This is a genomic window from Paenibacillus sp. USDA918EY (assembly GCF_009870825.1).
Taxonomy (GTDB): Bacteria; Bacillota; Bacilli; order Paenibacillales; family Paenibacillaceae; genus Paenibacillus_AQ; species Paenibacillus_AQ albilobatus.
This window is the reverse complement of record NZ_WTWY01000003.1, coordinates 477917-489711: the sequence shown is the minus strand read 5'-3', so window position 1 is coordinate 489711 and position 11795 is coordinate 477917. Positions and strand designations below refer to the sequence as shown.

12 protein-coding genes and 1 pseudogene are annotated in these 11795 nt (G+C 44.8%); 9 read left to right on the top strand and 4 right to left on the bottom strand.

Going from position 1 to position 11795, the window contains the following annotated elements:
* A partial coding sequence (locus tag GQY55_RS31290) for a hypothetical protein (RefSeq protein ID WP_212957743.1) occupies positions 1-251 on the top strand: 251 nt, incomplete at its 5' end.
* 46 nt (positions 252-297) lie between these two features.
* Here GQY55_RS31290 and GQY55_RS09920 read toward each other — a convergent pair.
* Positions 298-885 (bottom strand): dihydrofolate reductase family protein, encoded by a 588-nt coding sequence (locus tag GQY55_RS09920; RefSeq protein ID WP_160040752.1) that lies wholly within the window; start codon positions 883-885, stop codon positions 298-300.
* A gap of 75 nt (positions 886-960) precedes the next feature.
* Complete coding sequence (locus tag GQY55_RS09915) at positions 961-1959, bottom strand: sigma-70 family RNA polymerase sigma factor (RefSeq protein WP_268895001.1); 999 nt, start codon at positions 1957-1959, stop codon at positions 961-963.
* A 275-nt stretch (positions 1960-2234) separates the two neighbouring features.
* Here GQY55_RS09915 and GQY55_RS09910 point away from each other — a divergent pair.
* The 7 genes and pseudogenes from GQY55_RS09910 to GQY55_RS09880 form a co-directional block, all read left to right on the top strand.
* Positions 2235-2780, top strand: a pseudogene (locus GQY55_RS09910) (IS110 family transposase); the annotation flags it as partial.
* A 154-nt stretch (positions 2781-2934) separates the two neighbouring features.
* Positions 2935-3096 carry a hypothetical protein gene (locus tag GQY55_RS09905; RefSeq protein WP_160040748.1) on the top strand — a complete coding sequence of 54 codons (162 nt, stop codon included), beginning with the start codon at positions 2935-2937 and terminating at the stop codon, positions 3094-3096.
* A gap of 261 nt (positions 3097-3357) precedes the next feature.
* Positions 3358-3930: a TetR family transcriptional regulator gene (locus tag GQY55_RS09900; protein WP_160040746.1), complete on the top strand. Its 573-nt coding sequence runs from the start codon at positions 3358-3360 to the stop codon at positions 3928-3930.
* Between the two features lie 246 nt (positions 3931-4176).
* Positions 4177-5373, top strand: a complete 1197-nt coding sequence (locus GQY55_RS09895; RefSeq protein ID WP_160040744.1) for an MFS transporter — start codon at positions 4177-4179, stop codon at positions 5371-5373.
* Between the two features lie 60 nt (positions 5374-5433).
* Entirely contained in the window at positions 5434-6387 is a 954-nt protein-coding gene (locus tag GQY55_RS09890) for an aldo/keto reductase (protein WP_160040742.1), read from the top strand.
* A 92-nt stretch (positions 6388-6479) separates the two neighbouring features.
* The gene (locus GQY55_RS09885) at positions 6480-7556 is read left to right on the top strand and encodes an LLM class flavin-dependent oxidoreductase (RefSeq protein WP_160040740.1); all 1077 of its coding nucleotides are present in this window, start codon (positions 6480-6482) and stop codon (positions 7554-7556) included.
* A 42-nt stretch (positions 7557-7598) separates the two neighbouring features.
* On the top strand, positions 7599-8954 hold the full coding sequence (locus GQY55_RS09880; protein ID WP_160040738.1) for a hypothetical protein: 1356 nt from the start codon (positions 7599-7601) through the stop codon (positions 8952-8954).
* 406 nt (positions 8955-9360) lie between these two features.
* Here GQY55_RS09880 and GQY55_RS09875 read toward each other — a convergent pair whose 3' ends face one another.
* Both GQY55_RS09875 and GQY55_RS09870 read right to left on the bottom strand, forming a co-directional pair.
* Positions 9361-9951 (bottom strand): TetR/AcrR family transcriptional regulator, encoded by a 591-nt coding sequence (locus tag GQY55_RS09875; RefSeq protein WP_160040736.1) that lies wholly within the window; start codon positions 9949-9951, stop codon positions 9361-9363.
* Between the two features lie 194 nt (positions 9952-10145).
* Entirely contained in the window at positions 10146-10904 is a 759-nt protein-coding gene (locus GQY55_RS09870) for a 3-oxoacyl-ACP reductase family protein (RefSeq protein WP_201452126.1), read from the bottom strand.
* A 194-nt stretch (positions 10905-11098) separates the two neighbouring features.
* Here GQY55_RS09870 and GQY55_RS09865 point away from each other — a divergent pair, with 194 nt between their 5' ends.
* The gene (locus GQY55_RS09865) at positions 11099-11758 is read left to right on the top strand and encodes a GNAT family N-acetyltransferase (protein ID WP_160040734.1); all 660 of its coding nucleotides are present in this window, start codon (positions 11099-11101) and stop codon (positions 11756-11758) included.
* Positions 11759-11795: the final 37 nt, after the last annotated feature.

The window sequence follows — 11795 nt, the reverse complement described above, 5'->3', positions numbered from 1 at the left end:
GGGTTTGTCACCCAACGAATACAGGCGAGTTGCATAAGGAAGATCCCTCAGTTCCGTTAAACAAACTGAGGGATCCAAATGAACTATTTTTGTTTTTTTACACTGTCCACTTGACAGGGAGCACTTCACGAAAAGATAGCCCGCTCTTTTTTGAACGAAAAAGAGAAAAAGGGCTTGACAAGCAGTTGGGAATGCGTGGCGAAGCCCTAAGGCTAAAGCTTGCGACGACATCACATCAATCTTTTTCATAACATGCGCGATCGCTCATTGGGCGAAAGTTCGTGTTTTGATGTTTAGCTAGGCTTTAGCGGGTCTGTAGGTTAGCAAGAGGGAACCAACCTTAAGTGTTTTGACGTCCACGAGATGGAATTCTTTCTGCTCATTAAGATTGTCAAACAAATGCTCCCCTACGTTGACCACAACCGGGTGCATAACGATCTGATATTCGTCAATAAGATTTGCGTTTGCAAGTGATCGCACAAGCGTTGGACTACCGAAAATAACAATGTCGCCACCGTCGCCATTTTTTAAGTTCTTAATTTGCTCTTCTATATTACTGCCGGTCAATGGTTTTGGGGCTTCAAATTCTCCCCATTTCAGCTTGCCCGGCGGGTGGGCGCTTGTTACAACGAGTTTGTGGGCGTCGTTTATCTTATCACCCAGGCTTGAACCCCGAGTATTCGGCCACTTTCTAGAGAGGTCTTCGTAGGTTCCGCGGCCAAGCAAAATGGTATCCGCCGTCTCAAAAATATTTAATAGATACTGAGAACCTTCCTCAATGCCAGCGCTATTTCTCCAGACCGCCCAGTTGGTTTTGTCCTCGCTTGGATCGCCGGTGACAACACCATTAATCGTACTGTGAATGAATAGAATGATTTTTCGCATGAACTATCGTCCTTTCTATCCTTGATCATCGTAATTTTGCTTCTCATTTATTTAGACGAAATTAGATTACGATATTCATCGGTGTATTTGTGCAGGAAGCCCAAATCGCGAAAATAATTTTGCATTAATGAAATTTTGGACGTGGTATATCTGCTTGTCCTTTATTTCAATCATGTGGATCCCCCAGGGTACCAAGTAGGAGTTTTCACCGCTTGGCACATACTGTGCGAAAGCAGGACACCCCCCATTCGCCGTAATCCGCAAAAACCGGGATCCTTCACAATGCCAGCGCGTAAGCGAAAAAAACTTGAACAAATCGTCTTTGCCGCGTACCCACATTGCGAAAGGCGGCATTGACAGACGGCCTTCCTCATGAAACAACGCTACCAGCGCATGGATATCAAATTGTTCGAAGGCTTCCACATACCGTGACAGCAGCTCACGATCAGGTTCGACATCCATCATGCTAAACTCTTCAGAATGAAGTTTCGCTCGGTCCATCGTTTCTCTGGCTCTTTGCAGGGCGCTGTTAACCGCTGCCGGCGATATGCCTAAAGTTTCTGCGATCTGTTTTGAGGACCATTCGAATACATCCTTCAAAATAAGAACCGCACGTTGACGGGGGGGCAAGGTCTGCAAGAGTGCAATAAAACAGAGTTCAAGGGTATCTTTGCGAATGAAAATATCTTCCGGACTTCCCGAGAAATCAGGGGCAGGCCAAATCCAAGCTGAGTCGGGAAACTTTTCGCGGAGTTCGGCGACAGGTACCGCCGGGTCGGATAGGTCAACCGGACGCGTGCGGCGTTTGGCTTGTCGTAGCTTGTCCAGGCATAAGTTTGATGCAATACGATAAACCCATGTTTTGAACGAGGAGTCCTGCCTGAATGAATGCCAATTTTGCCAAACGCGGATAAAGGTTTCCTGAACAGCATCGTCCGCGTCATCGATGGATCCTAGCATTCTGTAACAGAACGATGTTAACTCAGGCTTTAAGTTCTCAAATAATTGAAGCTCTAACGCTGTTTCGTTCATCTCGGCCTCCTTTCGACGGGCGAAAACACCTTTTTCACACACGACCACAGCGGTCGTCTCTATTTAATAAGCCGATTATTCGTCTTTAATGTCTAATGACACAATTGTGACCCCATTGTAGGATTTTGACACAAATGTGGCTACATTATGGAGGAAAGAACATAATCAACCCGAGCTTGATTAAGCTAACGGGCAGCATTCCTATAAAGCAGAAATATCAGGTTTGAGAATGAAAAAGACTCCTTGGTAAAATTGTTTTGGGATCCCGGTAGCTGGCCAGCGAACGGATTCTAAAACAAAACCAAGGAGAATACAACATGAATTCTACCCAAAACGAGCGAATAACTCAAATCACATCAACGACTCTCATCGTCGGGGTGGATATCGCCAAGTCTAAACACGTGGCTCGGGCCCAGGACTTCCGGGGAGTCGAAGTTGGAAAGCCGGTAACTTTCGACAACACGCTGTCAGGCTTCGAGCAGTTCACCTCGTGGTTTCAAAAGCTCATGGCTGAGCAAGGATATGAAGACGTCATCGTCGGGATGGAACCAACGGGCCATTACTGGCTGAATCTCGTTCATTATTTGAAACAACAAGATATCGCGTGCGGCGTGGTAAATCCACTGCACGTGAAGCGAACGAAAGAGCTGGACGACAATTCGCCGACGAAGAATGACGTCAAGGATGCACGCGTCATTGCCCAACTGGTCAAAGACGGCCGGTATGCTGTACCTAGCCTTCCGCAGGGCGTTTACGCCGAACTACGAGAGGCAACGAAGATTCGCGACCATCTGTCGACCGACCTGCGCGTGGTGCAAGGGCGGATGCATAACTGGCTGGACCGCTACTTTCCCGAGTTCCTACGTGGATCGCTTCTATCCATTCATTGCGGATTCGCTGACGATGGAACAGATAAGAGTGCTGCTGATCGAGTACACTGTCAGTTCGCTGTCGGCTGCCGCGATGGCGCTGATTCCTTTGTTATTCGGCATGCGCAAGCATTCGGTTACGGCCACGATGGTCTCCTCCATCCTGCTGGTGCTCATCGTATGTTCCGGCTTTAACGGACCGCTGGTATCCATTAACTCCAACTTGGCGATCCACCTGTTGCTTGGAGCCGTCGGCTTGTGGATTGCCTGGCTGTCGATGCTTCGCCTGGAGACGAAGGACGTGAGCTAGGCGGCGCGGAGATTCAGGTCGATTTCAATCTGCGAAAATGAAGTTAGGATAATAGCGAATCACTTAAGAAATTTTCGTAGAAGTCTGTGGACTGCTGCAGGAGTCCGTCCGAATGAAAAGTCGAGATCCGAGCGTTCCATCCGACTTTACATGTGGGCATTGTAGAGGAGGGCCATTTTACATGGGGAGAGATTGCAAGTCATTGGGGTTGATCAGTGAAAAAAGTTTGATTTTGAACGAACGATCGATTATAATCGGTTCATGAAAAACAAATCCGAAAACAAAATGGAACTTATCTATCAGACAACCATTGAACTTCTCAACGAAATAGGGCTATCCGATATATCCATGTCCAAAATTGCGAAGAGGGCAAGCATCTCTTCATCATCCATTTACTTTTATTTTGAAAGTAAAGAAGACTTGCTGATTAAACTATATTTTAACCTCAAGGATCAAATGCATCAGATGATGTTTAGAGGTGTAACGGCGGATATGTCAGTCAAGGATGGTTTTGAGAAGATCTTGCGTAATTATTCCAATTATATTGTGAATAATAAAGCTAACTTTTTGTTAATGGAACAGTTTCTTGACTCTCCGTTTATACGTAAAAGCTGTAAAGATCAAAACGGTGGTGTGTTCAAGCCGATGTATGCTCTATTCGAGAGGGGGATCAGAGAAGGACTATTCAAGGATTTGGAGACCAATCTTTTGGTTACCTACTCCTGTCTGCCATTTGTCCAAATGGGGAAAGAGTATATAAATGGCGAATATGAATTCAGTTCTGCTAATATCGATAAAATGATTCAAATGAGCTGGGATGCTATTAAAGCATAAGCAGCCCATTTTTTTGAAGTAATTTGATCGAACGTTCGATAAATTTTGGGATATACCGATCGAACAGTCGATATTTTTTTAAAGTAAATTGATCGATCGTTCGATTGAAAGGAGGTGAACATCGTATGCTTTCAAACAAAGGACAAGGGCATCCGGATGTGTAGGAAAACTTGTTGAGGAATTGTTTTTATTCATTTAGATTCAATATCCATTTTATATTAGGAAAACGGGGGAAATGAAGCATTTATGAAGGACTACAACATGAAGAGCTACAATTTGATTATTTATTTTCTTGCATTAGGAGCGACCGTGGTCGGTACGGCCGAATCGATTATTACTGGAATTCTTGACATGCTTGCCTCAGATATAAACGTATCCATAGGTCTTGCAGGACAATTAGTTACTGTGTATTCCATTGCCTACGCAGTGGGTACGCCGATTTTGATCGCAATTACATCAAAAATAGATCGAAAAGTGCTATTACTGGCAGCACTATGTACTTTCGTTATTGGCAATATCATTGCTGTTCTAAGTCCTAATTATGCATTGCTTATGGCTTCCCGGGCTGTCTTGGGAGTGAGCGCAGGTATTTTCGCCGTAGTTGCCTTGGGTGTAGCCGCACAAATAGCTCCGCCGGAGCGAAGAGGAAGTGCGATCGGTACTGTCTTAATGGGAACAAGTCTTTCACTCGTCATCGGACTTCCTTTAGGCACTTTGATCGGAGAGTATATGGGATGGAGATGGATCTTCGCCATACTTGGCGTAATTACCATAATAACGACTGTTCCCATCGCAAAAGCCGTTCCTAAGTTATCCGGTCAAGAAGCGATTTCGCTATCTAAACAACTGGCCGTACTCAAAGAATTCAAAGTCATAAGTGGCTTGTTAACTTCTTTATTCTTTATTACAGGTTATTCTGTTGTTTCTACGTATCTAGCGCCATTGCTGCGTGAAAACGCAGGTCTTAACTCCAACACAATCAGCCTTGTCTTGCTAGGTATGGGACTTATGGCTGTAGTAGGAGCACGTATAGGAGGATACGGAGCCGATAAATGGGGAATTGCTCGTACATTGATTGCAAGTCTGCTCCTCCATGTGATTGCCCTGTTCTTTCTCCCGGTTGCTGCCGTTACCTTTGCAGGCGCCTTGTTCATACTAGCTCTTTGGATGCTTGGAGCTTGGACAACGGCCCCAGCACAGCAGTTTAACCTGGTTACTATGGCTCCTCAATCAACCGATATTATTTTGAGTTTGAATTCCTCTGCATTCCATCTTGGTGTCGCCTTGGGAGCAGTTCTAGGTGGAGTGGTTGTGGAACAACTCTCTCTATCATCGGTTGGTTGGGTCGGAGGACTAATCGTATTGCTTGCAACCGTATTTGCAGTAATTTCGATTGCTTTGAAAAATAAACAGAATGTAGCCGAACAACTCAAAAGCGTATGAGAAAATGGGCAAAACATACCATATTGTGATTTCAACATTGAACATGAGGAGTGATTTTTTATGGAGAAAAGAGCGCTTGGGTCAAGCGGGCTGGAAGTATCTGCTCTGGGATTAGGCTGCATGACTATGTCCGATTTTTACGGCAGTGACCGGGATGAACAAGAATCCATACGGACGATTCATCGTTCATTAGAACTTGGTGTAGGCTTCTTGGATACATCAGATATGTACGGTGTCGGCGAAAATGAAAAACTGGTGGGAAAAGCGATCAAAGATCGACGTCATGAAGTCACTTTGGCTACCAAGTTCGGTGTAGTACGCGACAAAGGGCCGATGTGGGAATATAACGGAAGAGCGAAATATGTTAAGACTGCCGCCGAAGCAAGCTTGCGCAGATTAGGCGTTGACCACATTGACCTGTATTATCTGCATCGTATCGATCCCTATACACCAATCGAGGAGACTGTGGGGGCAATGGCTGATCTGGTGAAGGAAGGGAAGGTTCGTTATATCGGCCTTTCAGAAGCCTCGCCAGATATGATACGCAGAGCACATGCAGTTCACCCATTATCGGCAGTGCAAACGGAATATTCCTTATGGTCCCGAGACATTGAAGACGAAGTTCTCCCTACCCTCAGAGAGCTAGGCATCGGTTTTGTAGCCTACAGCCCGCTTGGACGTGGGTTCCTAACCGGTACAATTCAACGATACGAGGATTTGGGGTACGACGATATTAGACGTAATTTCCCCAGATTTCAAGGACAAAACTTACAGAAAAACCTTCAATTCGTCGCCCGTATTCAAGAGATGGCTGCTGAAAAAGAATGCACCGCCCCTCAACTGGCGTTGAAATGGATATTGATGCAAGGCAGCGATATCGTGCCTATTCCGGGAACGAAAAGAAGAAAATATTTAGAAGAGAATATTGGCGCCTTGCAGGTTGAGCTTACGGAATCGGATCTTAAACGTATCCATGAAGTAGCGCCAAAAAACGTTGCTGCAGGACATCGATAATATTTTTGCCTGCGATCTACAGCAGTTTTTACCATCAATTAGCAATTAACCCATTTAAGGTATTTGCAGCAGGAAATGAAGGAGGATCAACGATGGCTGAATTCACAGACAACTTTGAAATAGGCATCAATACTTTTCTAGAGAACTCACCGGATCCCGTAACGGGCAAGAGGATGAGCCATCCCGAGCGGATCCGGAACGGGATCGAAGAGATCGTTATTGCCGATCAAGTCGGCCTTGATGTGTTTGGAATCGGAGAGCATCAACGGTTTGATTATGCCTCTGAATCGCCAGCCGTAGTTCTTGCAGCGGCTGCAGCTTTAACCAAGCGAATTCGGCTCACGAGTGCCGTTACCGTTCTTTCCTCGGATGATCCGGTTCGCGTATACCAATCTTTTTCCACGTTGGATAGCATCAGTAACGGCAGGGCGGAGATTATGGTAGGTCGAGGATCCTTTATTGATTCGTTCCCATTGTTTGGCTATAGCTTGAATGACTACAGCGAATTGTTTGAAGAACACCTTGAGTTGCTTCTAAAGATTAGAGCTTCGGAAAAAGTCACATGGCGAGGTGGTCATCGACCAGCGATCCAAAATCTTGGCGTCTATCCGCGATCCGTCCAAGACCCGCTTCCGGTGTGGGTCGGAACCGGTGGGCGCCCTGAATCGGCCATTCGAGCCGGAGCGCTGGGGCTGCCCATCGTCTTCGCCATCATTGGCGGAATGCCGGAGAGATTTGCTCCGTTAGTCGAATTGTATAAACAAGCTGCCGCCGAGGCCGGTCACGATGCGAGTAAACTTAGAATTGCGACACACTCACACGGCTTCGTTGGAGAAACAACGAAGCAGGCTGCCGAGTTACACTATCCTTACACGTCGGTTCAAATGAATGAACTCGGCAAAGTGTTAGGATGGCCGCCATACAGCCGTACATCTTACGATGCTGCGCGTAGTATTGATGGAGCCCTTTATGTTGGCGATCCTGAATATGTCGCGGAGAAGATTCTTCTCGTTCGAAAGAATCTAGGAACGAACCGTTTCTTCTTACATCTAAATATCGGCACATTGCCGCATCGCGAAGTCTTGCGCGCCATCGAGTTGTTTGGCACCCGCGTCGCACCGATCGTTCGAAGAGAGATTGCTCGAGAGAGCAAGCAAACAACCATTTGAAATAGCCTTCCCAACAGAGGAGTCATGTATAAAGGAGTTTAGATGAGTATGAGACTAAGGTCAGCGATTGATAAACATGATGATACATCCAAGGAACCTGGAATCGCTTTGAAGTTAGATCATCATGTTGAACTTTCTCTTCCGCCTGTTAGAGCTGGATTTTCTGATGATGGTCGTCTTGCTTTGCGAGTAGGGTCTGATTTTCTGGTAGGCGATATGTTTCTTGCGGATATTCTGGAAACGATTATTGCAAATGAAAGTTTCGTATATATGTACTTGAACGAGGATGTGTTATCTCTTTGCAATTTGTTGTTGAAGTCAGAACTGATATTATTATCTGAACGACTTAAAGAACACTTTGGTAAAACGATCAACTATCCTGTTGACCCTTTCCAGCCTGAGGGGATTGTCAGACTATTGGGTCTTGACGCCGCTTCAATAAGCAATGAAGCTAATAAAGATCTTTTGCTTGAGAATTTAAATGATTTATTGACGAGACGATTCGGTATAATTTCCGATACAGGCAAGTATAGAGAGTCTTATGCCTTTAACAGGGCTTTAGAGATTGTTAATGAAGGAACTGCATACTCGACACTGAAAGTTACATTGAACAAGAATGAAGGTTCACTTATGTTCCTTGATTCTCATTTTAAAGCAGAAGTCGGTTCTATGTACGGAAACACGGCAGTAGGTGCATCCGAGACGGTTACAGCCATTGCCAAAACAATAACGGTATTTGAACGTATCATTCCTCAGCTAGGAATGTATTATGCTTTATCTCAAGCTCAGATCGCTTTGCTTCGTTTAGGGTGGGGATCAGAGGACTTGAAACTAAACGACAGCGCATTAAAAAACTGGATTAGCGATGTTACCGCAAAGCTGGTACCTACAAGGAGAATGCCCAGCGAAACCACGATTCTATATTTCATGAAGGCGACATTAGCGGATGGTTCCGAGGTTAATGGGATGTGGCCCAATACACTATCAGCGGATTTATTTTACAACCTCGAAAGCGGTCGTGTAGAAAGGTATGTTTCCGAGCATGAACATTACTTGGAACTGAAGGATGGCAAAAGATTTACCATTGCTAACACGGTGGATGGCGGTGTATCCGTCAGAGCCGTTTCGGACAATACTGCTGATACGCATCATATCCTTCATTTCTATAACGATACCGAAAGTTTGGATAAAGGTTTACTATTAGCAGGTGCAGACCGTACAGTTTCCTTACTTGGCAAATTAAGCGATACAGCAAGCCCTTTTAAAACCGTGCATTTGAGAGCTCCTCGGGGCAAGGAATTTAGATTTGTCATGTGGGGATCAAATGATTTTGATGTTTATTTAGTAGAAGAGGGACAAGGTGGGGTTTATACAATAAATGATACTTTGAGCTGTTAATTGCCTAAGTCAAAGAGAGATTGACAGTGGGGTATGAAAGTCCAGCAAAAACGAAAATAAGTTATTACAAGAATACGTCGATGAACGCCCCAGAAAATTGAATTATATAACCCACTGATCAAACTATGAAGTGCATCCCTTAGAATAGACATTGGAAAAAACCTTAGGTTATCCGATGGAATTCTAAGGGGTGCATTTTTCCTGGCATATAAAGGACAAAAATTCAAGCGGAGATATCTACAGCTTCTTTCCTTAATGGTTATTCGACGATCCTGGGTTTTTATAGGATTGCAACAACCTTCAAATTGGAACTTTGAAAAATAGTGCAAATTAAGTCGCTTACTCGGTCACAACCCTCTCAAGTAGCATTTTCAATGATTGCCTATTGAAAAGATGCTTAAATTTTTTATATATTCAATGCTGACAAAGTGATGGTAATCACGTCTTCAAGATCTTCACGGCTGGCCCCGTTCGCGGCCTGAATCGACATGCCATACACGAGAGTTGCGACATATCGGGAAAGAGCGACAGGATCGGTATGCTCGGGCAAATCCCCAACTTTCTTGGCTTGCTCCAACCGGGTACTGAGCGCTTTTTCAATTTCAACGCGTAGATTGGTTAACAATTGTTTGATCGGGTCAGATTCCTCACTGCACGCCAGGGCTCCTTTGACCGTTAAACAGCCCGGAGAATGATCGGGATCGACCACCGAATCCGCGGTTGCACGAAGAAGTTTCTCGATGACCGAGCGGGCTGTCGGTTCGTTTAAAGCAGCCAATGAAGCTTGAATCGGCCCTTCGTTCATATATAAATCAAACGCCATGTGAAACAGGTTCTCTTTGCTTCCGAAGGTCGCATAAAAGCTTGAACGGTTGATCTTCATGGCTTCGGTCAGGTCGGACAATGATGTCCCTTCATACCCCTTTTCCCTAAAAATCTCCAGGGCACATTCAAGTGCTTGTTTAATGTCAAAGGCCCGAGGACGTCCGACTGCCATAACCAATTCCCCTTTTCAATAGATAATTATTTATTTTACTACATGGTTTTAAATCTGTCATGGTTTCGGAAATATGAGAAAGATCCAAACTGCTAGGGAAGATCGGCGGCAGCCGACCTCCTGACAGATTGGATCTTTTATCTTGCATAAATCGTTCCTCTTTCACCAAGCCTTCATTGGGAAACTAACTTCTGTTAGACGCTTCCGCCTCCGTCAATATTCAGACTTGCCCCTGTAATATAGCCGGCCTCAGGTGAAGAGATATAAGCCACCATACTTGCAATTTCGGATGCCTTTCCGTATCTTCCTAACGGAATCATTTGTGCGCCTGAAGCATAGGGGCCATTTTCCGGATTCATATCCGTATCAATCATTCCCGGTTGAATATTGTTGACTGTAATACCTTGAGGTGCTAGATCGCGCGCCAACGCCCGTGTCAATCCGGCTACAGCGGCCTTGGTCGAGACATACAGGCTGTTTCCTGGGAACGGATTGAATTCGGCGGCAACACTGCCAATATTGATGACACGACCGCCTGGTTTCATTTGTGGAGCGGCCGCTTGAACGGCAACGAATACCGCCTTCAGGTTAACCGCAACTAGTTGATCGAATTCCTCCAAGGTAAATTGGTCGTAGGGCTTTAAACTTGTAATGCCTGCATTATTTACAAGAATATCAATACCGCCAAATGATTGGATCGTCTCTTCGACGGCGCCTTTCAATGCCTCAAAATCAGCGCTGTCCGCGCGAATCGCCAAAGCTTGGCCGCCTGCACTTTTAATTTCTTGTACCAATTCCTCTGCCTTACTTTGCGCACTCACATAAGTAAAAGCAACCGATGCACCGTCTCCTGCTAGCCGTTTAACGATTGCTGCGCCGATGCCTCGAGCTCCTCCGGTGACCAATGCCTTTCTGCCCGCTAAGGGTTTATTCATTGTGCTTGTCGTTTGCATAGTAAAACTCCTCTTCTTATATTATGAACCGATAAGTTCAAAATAATTATGAACCATTCGGTTCAGAAAGGTAAGAATTAATTTTAGGCTTTTGGCACTACGGCTGCGTTGACGGGCGGATTAACGTAAACTTTTGGTAACGTGTAAGTGCGGATACTTTTAAATAAACAGACACTTTGAGAGAGGTTTTATTAATGAGTGATTTAAACACTGTTTATATCGAGACAGAAAGGCTGGTCGTCAGATCTTTTGGCGAACAGGATTTTGAGCAATTTAAAAGGCTTTTGGATTTGTATGGAGGTTGGCAAAGGCAGAAGCCAAAAGCAAAAGAGTTTTTTGATTGGCACCTTTCTAATTATGAGAAGATGGATATTATAACAGGAACAATATGCTTAGGTGTTTTTGAAAAGGAAACAGGTGAAATTCTTGGTCAGGTTGCTGCACAAGAACATGATGACCTGCATGAACCTGAATTTGGCTATGGAATCCTCCCATACGCCAGAGAGAAAGGATATGCTAAGGAGGCTGCAAAAGGAACCCTTGGATGGATACAGGAAAAGTACGATATTCCATATATCATTGGAACAGCTGCGATCAACAATATTCCTTCTCAAAAGGTTCTTGAATACTGCGGGTTCCAGCTTGTTGATGAACAAAATTTGCTGATTCATATGATGAATGAGCGACATGATTTTAAGTATTATCGTTATTATTTCCATCCGCTTTGTTTGCTGTACGCTTTTTCCTTGCTGCACAAAAACAGACGGCATCCGCATGAAAAAGCACGGAATTTTCCGAGCCTCCGGCAAAGTGCCGGGGGCTGTTTTTTTCCAAATAAGATATATAATGATTAGGAACGACCGTACCTCATGATGAATTCGGTCTTATGTG

What these genes read in the sequence shown, in the direction of transcription:
- GQY55_RS09870 (WP_201452126.1), bottom strand. Translation starts at nt 10,904, where the DNA reads ATGCAAACGACAAGCACAATGAATAAACCCTTAGCGGGCAGAAAGGCA.
- GQY55_RS09900 (WP_160040746.1), top strand. Translation starts at nt 3,358, where the DNA reads ATGAAAAACAAATCCGAAAACAAAATGGAACTTATCTATCAGACAACC.
- GQY55_RS09895 (WP_160040744.1), top strand. Translation starts at nt 4,177, where the DNA reads ATGAAGGACTACAACATGAAGAGCTACAATTTGATTATTTATTTTCTT.
- GQY55_RS09885 (WP_160040740.1), top strand. Translation starts at nt 6,480, where the DNA reads ATGGCTGAATTCACAGACAACTTTGAAATAGGCATCAATACTTTTCTA.
- GQY55_RS09920 (WP_160040752.1), bottom strand. Translation starts at nt 885, where the DNA reads ATGCGAAAAATCATTCTATTCATTCACAGTACGATTAATGGTGTTGTC.
- GQY55_RS09880 (WP_160040738.1), top strand. Translation starts at nt 7,599, where the DNA reads ATGAGTATGAGACTAAGGTCAGCGATTGATAAACATGATGATACATCC.
- GQY55_RS09875 (WP_160040736.1), bottom strand. Translation starts at nt 9,951, where the DNA reads ATGGCAGTCGGACGTCCTCGGGCCTTTGACATTAAACAAGCACTTGAA.
- GQY55_RS09905 (WP_160040748.1), top strand. Translation starts at nt 2,935, where the DNA reads ATGGTCTCCTCCATCCTGCTGGTGCTCATCGTATGTTCCGGCTTTAAC.
- GQY55_RS09890 (WP_160040742.1), top strand. Translation starts at nt 5,434, where the DNA reads ATGGAGAAAAGAGCGCTTGGGTCAAGCGGGCTGGAAGTATCTGCTCTG.
- GQY55_RS09865 (WP_160040734.1), top strand. Translation starts at nt 11,099, where the DNA reads ATGAGTGATTTAAACACTGTTTATATCGAGACAGAAAGGCTGGTCGTC.